8 protein-coding genes are annotated in these 17,637 nt (G+C 36.3%); 4 read left to right on the top strand and 4 right to left on the bottom strand.

Features of this window, described 5'->3' with window-relative positions; genetic code table 11:
* The first annotated feature begins 98 nt into the window (after positions 1–98).
* From dnaX to miaE, 3 genes are read left to right on the top strand one after another with little or no spacing between them, the layout of a single operon-like run.
* Positions 99–1,820, top strand: a complete 1,722-nt coding sequence (dnaX, locus tag BUB95_RS10890) for a DNA polymerase III subunit gamma/tau (RefSeq protein WP_073086370.1) — start codon at positions 99–101, stop codon at positions 1,818–1,820.
* A 3-nt stretch (positions 1,821–1,823) separates the two neighbouring features.
* The gene (locus tag BUB95_RS10885; protein WP_073086368.1) at positions 1,824–2,387 is read left to right on the top strand and encodes a hypothetical protein; all 564 of its coding nucleotides are present in this window, start codon (positions 1,824–1,826) and stop codon (positions 2,385–2,387) included.
* 2 nt (positions 2,388–2,389) lie between these two features.
* A complete protein-coding gene (gene miaE / locus BUB95_RS10880; RefSeq protein ID WP_073086366.1) occupies positions 2,390–2,971 on the top strand; it encodes a MiaE family protein in 582 nt (193 codons plus the stop codon).
* Positions 2,972–3,028: 57 nt separating this feature from the next.
* Here miaE and BUB95_RS10875 read toward each other — a convergent pair whose 3' ends face one another.
* The 4 genes from BUB95_RS10875 to BUB95_RS10860 form a co-directional block, all read right to left on the bottom strand.
* Entirely contained in the window at positions 3,029–3,568 is a 540-nt protein-coding gene (locus tag BUB95_RS10875; RefSeq protein ID WP_073087411.1) for a porin family protein, read from the bottom strand.
* Between the two features lie 95 nt (positions 3,569–3,663).
* Positions 3,664–4,569 carry a Ppx/GppA phosphatase family protein gene (locus BUB95_RS10870; RefSeq protein ID WP_073086363.1) on the bottom strand — a complete coding sequence of 302 codons (906 nt, stop codon included), beginning with the start codon at positions 4,567–4,569 and terminating at the stop codon, positions 3,664–3,666.
* 1 nt (position 4,570) lies between these two features.
* Entirely contained in the window at positions 4,571–6,625 is a 2,055-nt protein-coding gene (gene ppk1, locus BUB95_RS10865) for a polyphosphate kinase 1 (RefSeq protein ID WP_073086361.1), read from the bottom strand.
* Between the two features lie 63 nt (positions 6,626–6,688).
* Entirely contained in the window at positions 6,689–7,183 is a 495-nt protein-coding gene (locus BUB95_RS10860) for a SixA phosphatase family protein (RefSeq protein WP_073086359.1), read from the bottom strand.
* A 487-nt stretch (positions 7,184–7,670) separates the two neighbouring features.
* Between BUB95_RS10860 and BUB95_RS14255 the strand changes: the two genes are divergently transcribed.
* Complete coding sequence (locus tag BUB95_RS14255; RefSeq protein ID WP_073086357.1) at positions 7,671–17,627, top strand: Ig-like domain-containing protein; 9,957 nt, start codon at positions 7,671–7,673, stop codon at positions 17,625–17,627.
* Positions 17,628–17,637 lie beyond the last annotated feature (10 nt).

Genomic DNA, 17,637 nt, shown 5'->3' with positions numbered 1-17,637 from the left:
GCAAAAGTAAACAAATTGTTAATAACTCCTATTAAATTTAGGACTCTGAAAATGGCTATTTAATCCTTATTCTTAAATTTGTAATTCAGTAGTTTTCTATGGAACATTTTGTAGTATCGGCACGTAAATATAGACCTCAAACATTCAAGGATGTTGTGGGGCAACAAGCCATTACAAATACCTTATTAAATGCCATAGAAAATAATCATTTAGCGCAGGCGCTTCTATTTACAGGGCCACGCGGTGTAGGAAAAACGACTTGTGCGCGTATCCTAGCTAAGATGATTAATAGTGATGGCAATACTAGCGAAGATGAAGACTTTGCTTTCAATATTTTTGAACTTGATGCTGCTTCTAATAACTCAGTAGATGATATTAGAAATTTAACCGACCAAGTACGCATACCTCCACAAGTTGGTAAGTACAAAGTTTATATTATTGATGAGGTTCACATGCTCTCTCAAGCAGCTTTTAATGCTTTTTTAAAGACTTTAGAAGAACCTCCAAAACATTGTGTTTTTATTTTAGCAACTACTGAAAAGCATAAGATTATCCCTACTATTCTTTCACGTTGTCAAATATTCGATTTTAAGCGTATCACGGTAAAAGACGCTAAAGAATATTTAAAATATATCGCTGAAGAACAAGGTGTAACTGCTGAAGATGATGCGTTGCATATTATAGCGCAAAAGGCAGATGGTGCTATGCGTGATGCCTTATCTATTTTTGATCGAGTGGTTAGTTTTTCTGGTAAAAACTTAACGAGGCAGGCAGTGACTGAGAATTTAAACGTCCTAGACTACGAAACTTACTTTACAAGTACAGACTTTATCTTAGAGAATAAGATTCCTGAATTATTAATTCATTTCAACACCGTACTCTCCAAAGGGTTTGACGGACATCATTATATTGCTGGATTAGCGTCGCATTTTAGGGATTTATTGGTGTGCAAAAATCCTTCAACAATAGAATTACTTGAAGTTGGAGAAGACACCAAGATAAAATACGTTGAACAGGCTCAGAAAGCCTCTCAAGCCTTTCTAATTAAAGGTATAGACATTGCTAATGACTGTGACCTAAAATATAAAAACAGTAAAAATCAGCGTCTTCTCGTAGAATTAGCTCTTATGCAATTAGCCTCTATCACTTTTGATGGAGAAAAAAAAAATAGTAGACATTACATAATTCCGCCCTCATACTTTAAGGCTAAAGGTATTGTTCCAATTCCTGTTTCTAAACCTGAACTTAAGTCCAAAGCTGAAGAGAAAAAGAGTATTCCTCAAACAGCTAAGCCAGTAGAAGAACCTGTTATGGAAGTTGCTGAGCCAGTAATTCCTAAATTATCGATTAACAAACCTGCTAAAGTCACCTCTGGCTTATCTCTTAAAAGTATTCGTGAAAAGAAAGAACATCAAATTAAACAAATGGATGTTGTTATCGACGAAGAAAATCTACCGAAAGAGCCTGTTACTCAAGAAGCATTAATCGAGGCTTGGAATAGCTACACGGCAACACTACATAAAAAAGGAGAAAAAATAATGGCCTCTATTATGGAAATGGAAGTGCCAAAATTAGAAGACACTGCAATTTGTATTACCTACTCTAATAATACTAGTAAAATTGAATTAGAACGTGCTCAATATCCGCTTTTAGCACATTTAAAGAAAGCGTGTAAAAATTACGACTTACATCTCAACATTACCGTAAATGAAGAAGTTGCAAAAAAATATGCATTTACACCATTAGAAAAGTACGAAAAATTGAAAGAGAAAAATCCAAATATGGATTTACTGAAGCGTACATTTGGGCTAGATATTTAGATTATGAAAAAAATACTTTACATAATTCCAATTCTCATCATAGCCTTTACAAGTTGTGAAGGCAGAAAATCTCATACTAAAGCATTATCAGAAAGCATCGAAGCTTTTAAAGCTAAAACTACTATTGAAAAAGTAGAGTATATTCCTGAAAATTATAGAGAAATTGCTATTGATACCACTTTATCAAATGGTTTCAGTATTAAGATAAAGACCTTTACTAACATGAATAATCATATTACAATTGAAGATGCTAAGGATTCTTTATTCTTAAAAAAACATTATCGTACTGTAAATAGTCATATTTCTATAACGCATCAAGACCATAACATTTTTGAAAAGACTATAGACAAGTCTTTCTTAATTACTCAAAACGAAAGATTATCAGATTATCTAACGATTGCTAATCTTAAAGGGGTCTGGATAAACCAATTGCAGTCTTCTAATAGTCAGGTAGTGCTAGACATTGACTACTGTATGATTGAAACTAGTGATTGCAAATCGCTTAAACTAAATATCAATAAGGATGGGTCGTACCATCTAATTTCAACTGAAGACGATTTCTTATAATTATGCTTGGACTTAAACTACCAACAGACCCAAGATGGGTAAACATCGTTGAAAAGAATATCGAAGATATTTTAACCGACCATGCCTATTGCGAGCAAAAAGCTGCGAGTACAGCTGTTTCTTTAATTGTTAGTTTTCCTGAATATACTGAGCTCGTTCAGGAAATGATTGACTTGGTAAATGAAGAAATGAGCCATTTTAAAATGGTACATGACCTTATTCTTGAAAAAGGCTGGGTCCTAGGTAGAGACAGAAAAGACGACTATGTTATTCAGCTATTAAAGTTCTTTCCTAAAGGTGGAAGCAGAACTACACAATTAGTGCATAGACTATTATATGCCGCTTTAATTGAGGCAAGAAGCTGTGAGCGCTTCAGACTTTTATCTGAAGGACTTGAGGATAAAAAATTAGCTAAATTTTACCGAAAGCTTATGATTAGTGAGGCCGGACATTATACCATGTTCTTAAAATTTGCTAGAAAATATGGTGATAAAGAAGAAGTTGATAAAAAATGGCAAGACCTCTTAGATTATGAAGCTGAAATAATTAAAACCCTTGGGAATAAGGAAACCATACATGGATAAAAAGAAAAGCCCCTTCAAATGAAGAGGCTTTTCTTTTATGTAATAAACTAAATAGTTTTAAATCTTAATACCAATTCCTACTTGAATGGTAAACTGTGTAGCTTCTAATGGAGATAGATTTTCATCTAATAAATTTTTAAAATCATAACCAGCTCTAACATCTATAAAATAGTCTTCCAAAAATTTGTATTCTATACCTCCAACACCAGAAAATCTAAAAGTGTCAAAGGCGTCCGCACTCTTCCATGTTTTAACTCCAATTTGTGGTCCAGCTCCTAATGTGAAATGCTCCCCTAATTTAAATTTTAATTGTATTGGCAAGTTAAGGTAATTTGCTCTCCAGTTTTCATCTTTTGCGCCTTCAGCAGACCAAAGTAACTCAGTGCTTAACCAAGTAGTCTCAGATAATGAAAACTCTGCGAAACCTCCAAAATAAAAGCCATTTCTATGAAGATTTCTATTTACAGGAGAAGGATCAAAATCTAAGTTAGATATATTAACACCTGCTCTTATACCATACTTTGTAGACTCATATCCTTGAGCAAAACTAAAAGCTATGAATAATATAAATACTGAGGTAAGTAAAACTTTTTTCATAAGTAATTTAACATTTAAGTTACGAATATATGTTTCCAATATTAGAATTGATTAATTATTAGACTTTTGATAGAAAAAATAGGACAAACGGTAAATTACAAAGATGTACTCATTATCGTTTTGTAGTATATACTCTTTACAATACCATCTGATAAACCAATTTTTGGTACTAAAATATCTTTGGCACCACTCCATTTCATTGCCGACAAATAAATGCGCAGTGCAGGTATTATTACATCCGCTCTATCTTGGTTAAGATTAAGCTCAGTAATACGCTCTTCGTAAGAATAGTTTTGTAATTCGTTATAATAACTTGTTAAGTAAAAATAAGATAAAGGCTTACCAATATCTTTTCCAGAGATTTTAAAAATCTTATTAATGTTTCCACCAGAACCTATGAGCTCTATTTTATCGTAAACATTAGTATTTGCTTTTATCCATTCTTCTAAAGATTTCCATGTTTCATTCTTAACGCTATCATTTAGCAAACGCACTGTTCCTATTTTAAATGACTTTGATTCAACCTTGTTAGAATTATGAATTATAGAAAATTCTGTACTACCACCACCAACATCTACATAGAGATACGTCTTGTCTGGATTAATAAACTTATGTAAATCTGTGGCAGCAATTATAGTTGCTTCTTCTTCACCATCAATAATATCTATTTTAATATTACATTCTGCTTTAACCAAATCACAGACTTCTTTGCCATTACTGGCTTCACGCATTGCAGAAGTTGCACATGCTTTATAACGCACAATACCATGAGATTTCATTAAAAGATAAAAAGCTTTCATTGTATCTTTAATTCTGTTTTTATTGTATTCTGAAATTTCTCCAGAAATAAAAACATCTGCTCCTAACCTTATTGGCACACGAACTAAAGCGTTTTTCTTAAATATAACAGGTTTATCTTCTTGTTCTATAATGCTAGTAATTAATAACCTTACGGCATTAGAACCGATATCAATAGCTCCATATTTTTTGATATTAAGCATACTAACTCTCTAATTGGTTTTTATAGTAATCATACACTTTGAATTGAGAGCGTATTTTTTCACTAGATGTGGTTGTTCTGTAATTATTGTCTTGATTTTGGTCGATGACACGAGCCTTTACATTATCACTCCAATAAATTTCAAACATATCTAATAACTCTCTTTTAATATCTTCATCATAAATAGGACAAGTCACTTCTACTCTATTATCTATATTTCTGGTCATCCAATCTGCTGAAGAAATATAGATTATTGGCTTGTCATTGTTTCCGAATACGTAAAGTCTTGTATGTTCAAGAAACTTGTCTACAATACTGATGACTTCAATATTTTCGCTCATCCCTTCTACTCCAGGTACTAAACAGCAAATACCGCGAATAATCATTTGTATTTTTACCCCAAAACGACTTGCCTCGTAAAGTTTGTCAATCATTTTGTAGCTACTCATGCTATTCATCTTCAATTTAATAAAAGCTGGCTTACCTTCTTTTGCATTTTCAATTTCTTTATCGATTAATGCAAATATTTTACCCTGAGTGTAATGTGGTGAGGTTATAATATGTTTGTACCTGTTAATCTTATAGTTAACTTCAAAGAAATTAAAGACTTTATTAATATCTTTTAATAGCCTTTGGTCAGATGTTAGAAGCGTAAAATCTGTGTAGATTCTAGCTGTAGATTCGTTAAAATTTCCTGTACTAATAAAGCCATAACGTTTTGTCTTTTTATCTTCTTGGCGCTCAATAACACACATTTTACTATGTACTTTTAGTCCTGTGACTCCAAATAACATATGAACACCTTCACTTTGCATCTGCTCAGCGTACATAATGTTTGCTTCTTCATCAAATCGTGCACGTAGCTCAATAGATACAGTAACTTTCTTTCCGTTTTTTGCTGCGTTAATTAATGAGCTAGCTACATGAGAGATTTGCGCTAATCTATATATGGTGATTTTTATGGTCTTTACTTTAGGGTCAAGTGCTGCCTCTCTTAGGAACTTTACAACGTAATTAAATGTATGATATGGCGTATGAACCATATAATCTTTTTTTGCTATTGCGTTAAATATACTTTCGTTAAGACTTAATCCTTTAACAGGAAGCGGAGCTATCTTCTCATACATTAAATCATTTCGACCTAAACTAGGGAAACCCATATAATCTCTTCGGTTATGATATCTTCCGCCAGGGATTACACTATCCTTGTCATCAATACCCATTTTATCCATGAGGTACTTAAGTGTATCTTCGTCGATAGTTTTATCGTACACAAATCTTACTGGCTCTCCTATCTGACGATCCTTAACGCTATCAGAGATTTTTGCAATAAAACTTTTACTTAAGTCGCTATCAAAATCTAACTCACCATCTCTCGTAATCTTTATCATATTTGCTGATATGGCAGTATAGTCAAAAATATCAAAGATGTCTTTTAAACAATAGCGGATTAAGTCGTCCACAAGAATGATATAACTTTTTCCATTATGCTCAGGCAAAACAACAAATCTGTCCATCGTTTTAGATATCTCTAGTAACGCATATTGATTAGCTCCTGAGCTCAAATCCATTTTTACAACTAAGTAAGCCGCAGTATCTTTTAACAAAGGGAGTTCTACTTGGTCATTTAATATTATGGTCACTAAACCAGGACTGACTTCTTGATGAAAATAGTTTTTTATAAAATCGTGATGAAATGATTCAATTTTTGTTTCATCTATAATATGTATGTTCTCTACTTGCAATTCTTTTTGAATACGACTTAAAATACCAAGACTGGTACTTTGGTGCTCAATAACTGTATTAGTAATAAGCTTTAACAAATCGCTAGCCTTAATCCCTAACTGACTTTTTCCACCTTTTCCAGCTTGATCAATACGCTTTACCGTAGCGTACCTAACTTTAAAAAACTCATCAAGATTATTAGAGAAAATTCCTATGAATCGCAAACGTTCAATAAGAGGAACGTTTTCATCAGCTGCTTCTTGAAGTACACGGGCATTAAATTTAAGCCAACTTAGTTCTCTATTAATATAGATATTATTGGATTTGGTCATTAAGAAATCTTTTTTCAAATATAACCGTTCAAAAAAACAAGTACTAGTGAATTAAGTAAAAAATTAAGGCCTATAATCTCTCGGAAACATAATGAGTTCTGTTTGTCCATATTTAGCATATTTCCATGAGTCTATATCAAACTTTAGCACAACCAAACCAGAAGTTGGCAAATTATCGATGTACTTATCTCCCATAAGGTTAATAATTGAGGTAAGAGCGTGGTTATGACCAAATATAACTACTGTTTCAAGTTGATTATCGATGTTTTTTATAAAATTTATGACTTGCTCCCCACTAAAGTCGTATAATTCTTCATCATTCTCAATTAAATCAGGTGACCAACCAAGAATGTCTTTAAATATATTACAAGTAGATAATGCTCTATTTGCAGGACTAGAATACACAGCATCTATACTATAATTTTTGCTTTTAAATTCTTTAGCTATTAGTGATGCGTCTCTAACTCCTCTTGTTTTGAGTGGACGTTCGACATCAGAAACATTGTGCTCCCAAGATGATTTTGCGTGCCTAACTATGATTAAAATTTTATAGTTCATTCGGTGAAATACATTTTTTTACGATTAAATGTTTGTTTTTTCAGATTAAAGTCATAGATTGCACAAATTTTAACAGTCAATTTTTGACAAAAGAGAAAAAACCAATCGAATTATTAATAATAAATTAACAAAAATGATAGCAATTTAAATGAGTTTTTGCTAAAAATGTAAAGCTTTTCGCTAATTGTTTAGAATAATCAACAATTATAGACGAATAGTAATTTAAATCGTTAAAATACACGATAATGTCGCTCAACGAATATATATGTACTTAAAAAGGTTTATTTGTAACTACAGCGTGATGTGTGTTGATTTGTATAGCTATTAAATCAATTATATTAATCCATAAGTGCTTTAAATAAGCATTCCCTCCAGAAAATAAGATTTAGAATAATGCTTACAGCGTGTACTTTTTTTCAATTTTTTATAATTGAATTTTAGTATGAGTTGTTTGGTGTGATAAAAATATATAGATAACCCTTGTATTATGAAAAACAAGTACAATTGTATTTCAATCTTTAAAGTATTAAGAGTATTCGTTATTCTCGGATTACTTTATCTTCCTAACAAAATATTTGCTCAAGTTGGTACACAATCACCATCCATTAGAACTGGTGTTACTTTCCAATGGTCAGACATACAAGATGTGGATGGTAATGGAGATATAGACCCTACTGAGAATAACCGAGCGGCAACTATAGAGTCCATAACCATTAACGGGGTGGTCTTTGACGCTTTTGCTGCACCTACGGCTTACCAGTTAACACGATTAGGCGGAACCGGTGGCGAAAACGGAAGACATAACCGAAATGGTATTGTTTTGAATAGTCAAAATCCATTACCACCATATACCACAGGACCCTTTACTGGTGAAATAATAGGTACTAGTGAAACTGCTACATTTGACCCTACAGATACTACTAGCGATTGGGATAATGCTGCTCTAACGGCATTTAAATCCAAAAATCTCAACTTTTATTTTACATCTAACGGTAATGGAGATGATATCTGTGAAGACTTTGATCAAGCTAACGGAACTAATGGTGAGACAGAGACAGATGCACAAATACAAACCTTATTTTATAATCCTGCAATACCTTCTAACGAAGGCGGTATTTTGGCAGTTACAGAACGTGGAGGTAACAACTGTTACTACATCAGAATGTTTGGTACCCGTTTTGGAGAAACAACTGAAACTGTATTAGGTGATACGTTTGTAAGAACATCTGGTGATTTAAGAGACGGTGATGGTCCTAATCCTCCTGCGGATGGATCGGATTATTGGGAGTCTGATAGAGAAGTTAATAATACGCAATCCATTGCAATAGCCATATTTGAATTAGATAATATAGCCCCTGTAGGTTCTAAAATATCTAGAGTAGAGTTTGTTGCTGCTTCAAAAGATGATGGAGATGGGAAACTTTTTATACTACAAAGATATGCGCTACCACAAACTGGTTTAGGCTGTATTGATGGTATTTATAACGGAGAGATTGACAACAGTACGTCTGTTCCTGATGGTTCAACATATTCTCTAGTGGCTAACACTTTACAAACCACGCCTTCAAACCTTGGTACAGGTACTCTAAATTTTAGTGAACCTGATGGTACGTTTACATACATGCCACCTGCAGGTTTTATTGGTACAGTTACTTTTGAATACGAGGTTTGTCTACCTCCATCTTTCGGAAGCATTTGCGACACAAATACCGTAACATTAACATATAATGCCGATCCAGATAACCCAACACTAGATGTTTCTTGTAATGCCGATGGTACTTACAATTTAGAAGTAGTAGACCCTATTGGAGGCTTTTTTGAATATAATGTAGATATCGTAAATGGTGGTGCTTACCAGTCTTCACCTATTTTTAACAATTTAGGTCCTGGAACTTATGTATTTGGCATAAGAAATATAGCAACTGGATGTGAAAACACTCCTAGTACAACTCAAATAACACTTGCCACTCTAGAAGCAGAAGTTAATTCTACTACAGATATAGATTGTTTTGGTAACACAAATGGTGCTATAGACCTTAATATTACTGGCGGATTTCCACCTTATACATATTCATGGACAAAAGATGGAAACCCCATATCAGATACCACACAGGATTTAAACAATCTTTCTGCAGGTCAATATAATGTCGTAGTTGAAGATTCTGCTGGTTGCTCATTTACGTTTGCAAGCGGTATGGAGATAATTATTGATAGTCCTTCTGCAGAACTTTCAATATCTAACTCGAATATAACTGATGCTCAATGTAATGGAGAGGCTTCAGGTGCTATTGATATTACTGTTTCTGGAGGTACCGCGCCATATTCATATTTATGGTCAAATAATGGAACAACTCAAGATCTTAATGGAGTTGCTGCTGGTAACTATTCTGTGACTATTACTGATGCTAATGGGTGTACTCTTGCTGAAAGCTTTACTATAGACCAGCCAAATACAGAACTTACTGCTAGTGCAACTGTAGCTTCTGAAATCTCTTGTTTTGGCTTAACTGATGGGTCTATCACAATCAGCTTTGCTGGTGGAACAAGTCCTTATGATATTTCTGGGGACTTTACGGCAACAGATGTAACAACTGACCAAACACATTCTGGGCTTGCTGCTGGTACTTATAACTATACGATTACTGATGCTAACGGATGTACGGAAACGGCTAGCGCTACTATTGCTGCTGCACCTTCTGATGTAACAGCTAGTGCAACTGTAGCTTCTGAAATCTCTTGTTTTGGCTTAACTGATGGGTCAATCACAATCAGCTTTGCTGGTGGAACAAGTCCTTATGATATTTCTGGTGACTTTACGGCAACAGATGTAACAACTGACCAAACACATTCTGGGCTTGCTGCTGGTACTTATAACTATACGATTACTGATGCTAACGGATGTACGGAAACAGCTAGTGCTACTATTGCTGCTGCACCTTCTGATGTAACAGCTAGTGCAACTGTAGCTTCTGAAATCTCTTGTTTTGGCTTAACTGATGGGTCAATCACAATCAGCTTTGCTGGTGGTACAAGTCCTTATGATATTTCTGGGGACTTTACGGCAACAGATGTAACAACTGACCAAACGCATTCTGGTTTAGCGGCTGGTACTTATAACTATACGATTACTGATGCTAACGGATGTACGGAAACGGCTAGTGCTACTATTGCTGCTGCACCTTCTGATGTAACAGCTAGTGCAACTGTAGCTTCTGAAATCTCTTGTTTCGGCTTAACTGATGGGTCTATTACTATTAGCTTTGCTGGTGGTACAAGTCCTTATGATATTTCTGGTGACTTTACGGCAACAGATGTTACAACTGACCAAACGCATTCTGGGCTTGCTGCTGGTACTTATAACTATACGATTACTGATGCTAACGGATGTACGGAAACAGCTAGTGCTACTATTGCTGCTGCGCCTTCTGATGTAACAGCTAGTGCAACTGTAGCTTCTGAAATCTCTTGTTTTGGTTTAACCGATGGATCAATTACAATCAGCTTTGCTGGTGGAACAAGTCCTTATGATATTTCTGGTGACTTTACGGCAACAGATGTAACAACTGACCAAACACATTCTGGGCTTGCTGCTGGTACTTATAACTATACGATTACAGATGCTAACGGATGTACGGAAACAGCTAGTGCTACTATTGCTGCTGCGCCTTCTGATGTAACAGCTAGTGCAACTGTAGCTTCTAATGTTTCGTGTTTCGGTTTTTCTGATGGGTCTATAACGATTAGTTTTGCTGGTGGAACGAGTCCTTATGATATTTCTGGGGACTTTACGGCAACAGATGTTACAACTGACCAAACACATTCTGGGCTTGCTGCAGGAACTTATAACTATACGATTACTGATGCTAACGGATGTACGGAAACAGCTAGCGCCACTATTGCTCAACCCGATGCTGAGCTTACTGTACAAGCTACCGGTACAAACTTATTATGTAATGGAGATAATTCAGGATCTATTGATTTAACTGTTGATGGCGGAACATTACCATATACTTATGCTTGGTCTAATGGTGCTGATACAGAAGATCTTTCTGGTTTAGCAGCTGATAGCTATAATGTTATTGTTACTGATGCTAATGGTTGTACTGCAACATTATCTACCCCAGTACAAATTACTCAGCCTGAAGTAATAAGTTTAGAGTTAACAAAAACGAATGCGAATGCAACATTAGGATGTGCTAATGGTACAGCTACTGCGACTCCTTCAGGAGGTACTGGAGCGTATACATATTTATGGAGTGACGGTCAAACAACACAAACAGCTACTAACCTTTCAGGAGATATAACTGGAGGTACTCAATATTCCGTTACAGTTACTGATGCTAATGGCTGTACTGCGGTGCAAAGTGTAGTAATCAATTGTGTGAGTGATTGTGATGCTGTAATCGCTGTTGGTGATATAGACAACATATTGTGTAAAGGTGATAGTACTGGAAATGCTACTGTAACTGCAAGTTCTATAGCAAATTCAAATGCTACATTTACTTTTACCTGGAATACAACACCACAGCAAATAGATAGTGGTGTTACTTCAAGTACAATAAGTAATCAAATAGCTGGGGTTTACACTGTAAGTGTAACAATTGACGGAACTGTCTGTTCTCCAGTTGAAGAAAGTATTACAATTACTGAACCGTCTACGGCAGTTAGTGTTACTGCGACATCTACTGATGAGACTGGACCTACAACTAACGACGGAACAGTTACAGCTAATCCTTCTGGTGGAACACCTGGATATACATATTCTTGGAATACAACACCTATACAAACAACTCAAACTGCTACTAATTTAAGTGATGGAAATTATACAGTTACTGTAACTGACGAAAATGGTTGTACAGCCACTACTACTGTCTCAGTAAATGATGGTGATTGTAGAAATCTTTCAGCTGTAGCTTCTTCTACTGATGTATCATGTAATGGAGGAAATGATGGAAACGCAACAGTAAACGTAACTGGTGGTTTAGGCAATTTTACTTATTTATGGAGTAATGGTGAAACTACGCAATCTATATCAGGTTTAGTAGCTGGCACTTATACTGTTACTGTAAGTGATACAGATACTGGTTGTGATTCTGTGAGTTCTACTACTGTAAATGAACCAACCGCTTTAAGTACAGGAATAGCTGTTACAGATGTAGCTTGTCATGGAGAAAACACAGGTTCTTTAGACTTAACAGTCAATGGTGGAACTACTGATTATACTTTCTTGTGGTCAAATGGAGCAACTACTGAAGATATTACAAATCTTCCTGCAGGAACTTATTCTGTTACAATTACTGATGCTAATGGATGTACTATTACTGACAGTGCAACCGTTGAAGAACCCCTTGCTGCTCTAACTGCTAGTATTACTTCTCAAACTGATATTGTTTGCTCTGCCACTGGAAGTGTAACTGTTGAAGCCCAAGACGGAACTGCACCTTATACATATAATATTGATGGTGGCACTAATCAAAATAATGGGACATTTAATGATTTATCAGCAGGTGTTTACACTGTAAATGTTATTGATGCTAACTTATGCACAACTACAGTTGAAGTTACGATTCTTGCTAATTGTATTACTGCCATCAACGATATCAATGATACATTCGTCAACACGCCTGTTTCTGGTGATGTGGGTACTAATGACCTGAACCCTGATGGGCCTGCAGGTACAGAAACGTTTACACTTATTACTGGTACTGGTCCTAATAATGGTACGCTAGTATTCAATCCTGATGGTACCTATACCTATACACCTAATACCGATTTCGTAGGGGAAGATACCTTCACTTACGAAGTATGTGATGCCGGGAATCCTATCGCTTGTGATACGGCTATCGTAACTATCGAAGTAGCACCTATGCCTACCTCTGGTAACGAGCCGCCAGTAGCTAATGACGATACCAACACTACTGAAGTCGATACGCCTGTATCGGGTACGGTCATTGCAAATGACTTTGACCCAGATGGGGACCCGATTACAGTAACAGCAAACACGGACCCTGCTAATGGTACCGTGGTAGTAAATCCTGATGGTACCTACACCTACACACCTAATCCAGGCTTTGAAGGTGAAGATACTTTTACTTACACTATCTGCGATGATAATACGCCTACACCAGCTTGTGATACCGCTACAGTAACTATTCAAGTGGTACCTGATAATGCTAATATCACAGTCGCTAATGATGATGCCTATACAACAATATCTGATACGGATGTCTCTGGTAATGTAACGGATAACGATAATGACCCTGAAGGGGATGACTTTACCGTGACAAGTAATACAAACCCTAGCAATGGAACACTGGTAATAAACCCTGACGGTACATTTACCTATACGCCTAACTCTGGCTTTAGTGGTACAGACTCTTTTACCTACACCATCACTGATGATAATGGCGCTACAGATACTGCTACGGTATACATTACTGTGGCTGGTGATTCTGGTAATGATATCATGGCTATTAACGATATCAATGATACATTCGTCAACACGCCTGTTTCTGGTGATGTGGGTACTAATGACCTGAACCCTGATGGGCCTGCAGGTACAGAAACATTTACACTTATTACTGGTACTGGTCCTAATAATGGTACGCTAGTATTCAATCCTGATGGTACCTATACCTATACACCTAATACCGATTTCGTAGGGGAAGATACCTTCACTTACGAAGTATGTGATGCCGGGAATCCTATCGCTTGTGATACGGCTATCGTAACTATCGAAGTAGCACCTATGCCTACCTCTGGTAACGAGCCGCCAGTAGCTAATGACGATACCAACACTACTGAAGTCGATACGCCTGTATCGGGTACGGTCATTGCAAATGACTTTGACCCAGATGGGGACCCGATTACAGTAACAGCAAACACGGACCCTGCTAATGGTACCGTGGTAGTAAATCCTGATGGTACCTACACCTACACACCTAATCCAGGCTTTGAAGGTGAAGATACTTTTACTTACACTATCTGCGATGATAATACGCCTACACCAGCTTGTGATACCGCTACAGTAACTATTCAAGTGGTATCTGATAATGCTAATATCACAGTCGCTAATGATGATGCCTATAATGGTGAAGTGGATACTACCATCACTGGTAATGTAACGGATAACGATAATGACCCGGAAGGGGATGACTTTACCGTGACAAGTAATACAAACCCTAGCAATGGAACACTGGTAATAAACCCTGACGGTACATTTACCTATACGCCTAACTCTGGCTTTAGTGGTACAGATTCTTTTACCTACACCATCACTGATGATAATGGCGCTACAGATACTGCTACAGTATATATTACGATTCAGCAAACACCTGCACCTGCTATAGCATTAATAAAAACTGCTGTCTTTGTAGATGGTAATCAAAATCAATGTTCTGATGTGGATGAAACTATTGATTATACCTTCACTGTAACTAACCAAGGTAATGTGCCTTTAAGTGCCATTTCTATAACAGATCCTCTATTTGAAGCTCCAAATCCAGTAATAAATATTGTATTAGTAAGTGGAGATGACAATTCAGATAACTTATTAGATGTAAACGAAACTTGGATTTTCAATGCAACTTATCTTATCACACAAGATGATATCGATGCTGGAAGTGTTACTAACCAAGCAACTGTTCAAGGTACATCGTCTGGACCAAACCAAGATGTTGTTACTGATTTATCAGATAACGATATTGTAACAGAAGATAATCCGACAATTACAGCACTCTGTAATTCTGCTTCAATAGCTTTAGTAAAAGTTGGAGTATTTAATAATGAAAACATTAATCAATGTTCTGAGGTTGGTGAAACTATTACTTACACCATTACATTAACAAATACTGGTAATACAAGTTTAGAGAATGTTGTTGTTACTGATTCACTACTCGATAATGCAACTCCTGCTATTCCTCTAGTGCTAGCTTCTGGGGATACCGATGGGGATAATGAACTAGATACAAATGAAACTTGGGTCTATACGGCTAACTATCCTATTACGGAAGATGATGTTATTGCTCTAGAGGTTGACAATACAGCGATTGTTACAGCTACAGATGTAACTAATGGAACTCCTGTAACTGCAATGACAGAAATTACTACTGATTTAATTGCTGATACTACACCGCCTGACACTTCTCAATGCAGTGTTTTGGATGAAACTCTTGAATGTGATGGAGATAATAATGAAGCTTTAGCAAATGCTTGGGATGCAGCTAATATTCAGACATTATTAAATTGTGCAACTGATAATTGTGATTCAAACTTTACAGTGACATCGAATTATTCTTATAATAATTTAGTAATTGCTTGCGGTGCAGCTGGCTCGATAGATGTTATTTATACATTAACCGATGCTTCAAATAACTCTAGTACTTATAATGCAACATTTACAATTGTAGACACTACAGCTCCAGTTATTGATATGCTTCCTGCAGAATCAACAATCAACTGTCCTGCTACGCCTGAGTTCGCTCAAGCTACAGCTACAGATGCTTGTGGTTCGGATTTCACTTTAACTTTCGACGATGTAACTACTCCTGGTGACTGTGCTGGTGAATATAGTGTAACACGTACTTGGACAGCTACTGATGACTGTGGCAACTCATCTACGGCAACACAAACAATTAATGTAATTGATACGGATGCGCCTGTATTCGACGCACTTCCTGCAGAATCAACAATTAACTGTCCTGCTGCGCCTGAGTTCGCTCAAGCTACAGCTACAGATGCTTGTGGTTCGGATTTCACTTTAACTTTCGACGATGTAACTACTCCTGGTGACTGTGCTGGTGAATATAGTGTAACACGTACTTGGACGGCTACTGATGACTGTGGCAACTCATCTACGGCAACACAAACAATTAATGTAATTGATACGGATGCGCCTGTATTCGACGCACTTCCTGCAGAATCAACAATCAACTGTCCTGCTACGCCTGAGTTCGCTCAAGCTACAGCTACAGATGCTTGTGGTTCGGATTTCACTTTAACTTTCGACGATGTAACTACTTCTGGTGACTGTGCTGGTGAGTATAGTGTAACACGTACTTGGACAGCTACTGATGACTGTGGTAACTCATCTACGGCAACACAAACAATTAATGTCATTGATACGGATGCACCTGTTATCACTGTTCCAGCTGATATAACAATTGAATGTTCAGAGGATAGCTCAACTAACGCTACAGGAATCGCCACTGCTACAGATACATGCAGTCAAACTATTAACATTACTTCAGAAGATGTTACATCTCCTGGTAATTGTGATGGTCAATTTACAATAATACGTACTTGGACTGCAACTGATGAATGTGGAAATACTGCAACTGATGTACAAACAATAAACGTTGTAGATACAACCGCTCCTGAGGTTACAACTCCAGAAGGTAATTTAGATGTAACTATTGAGTGTTCTGATACTACTGCATTAGACGATGCATTAATTTTAGAGCCTGAAGTAACTGATAATTGTTCTTCTAATATTACTACAACATTGGTAAGTGATGAAACGGTAGCTGATACTGACTGCACTAATGCTTACGTTAGAACAAGAACTTGGACATTCGATGATGGATGTGGTAATATTTCTGAACCATTTATTCAGACCATAACTGTTATTGACAGTACGGCTCCAACTTTGGTTACTACTGACTTTGATAACAATATAACGGTAGAATGCGATGCAATTCCAGAAATTCCAGATTTAGAATTCGAGGATAATTGTTCTGCAAATGTAACAGTAGAATTCGAAGAAACCATCAACTTCTTCCCTAATACAGATGACTACGAAATTATTAGAGATTGGACTGTTGATGATGGTTGCGGAAACATAACTATTGTTTCACAAGTAATCGCTGTAACGACACCTCAAATCACTGCTACAGATGGTAATAGATGTATTGATGATGGTATAATTGACTTATTTGACTTCTTACAACCAGATGTTGATACAAGCGGAATTTGGTCTATCGTTATTGGAAACACAATAACATTGGATAATAACTTATTTAATCCACAAGATGGTGGAGCTGTTGGTGAGATATACACCTTCAGATATTCGTTAGGTAATACGTGTCCAGTAGAAGTTGATGTTAATATAACTCTCAACGGTGATTGTATTGTGTTACCATGTGGTCAGGAAGATGTTAGAATATCGAAGACTGTAACAGCCAATGGAGATGGTACGAATGACACTTTCCAAATTGGAGGAGTTGAAGCCTGCGGTTTTGTGTATGAAGTAGAGATTTATAACAGATGGGGAGCTATAGTTTACAAAAACAACAATTATCAAAACGATTGGGGTGGACAAACAATTAACTCTTCAGTTGGTAACTCTGGTAACGTGCCAACAGGAACGTATTACTATGTGATTACCCTTAGAAATAGTGGTCTAAAACCATTTGCAGGTCCAATTTACGTAGTAACTGATAAGTAATAAAAAAGTA

It is taken from the genome of Winogradskyella jejuensis (assembly GCF_900129745.1).
Taxonomy (GTDB): domain Bacteria; phylum Bacteroidota; class Bacteroidia; order Flavobacteriales; family Flavobacteriaceae; genus Winogradskyella; species Winogradskyella jejuensis.
The sequence above is the reverse complement of the archived record's forward strand: the minus strand, read 5'-3'. Positions and strand labels throughout refer to the sequence as shown.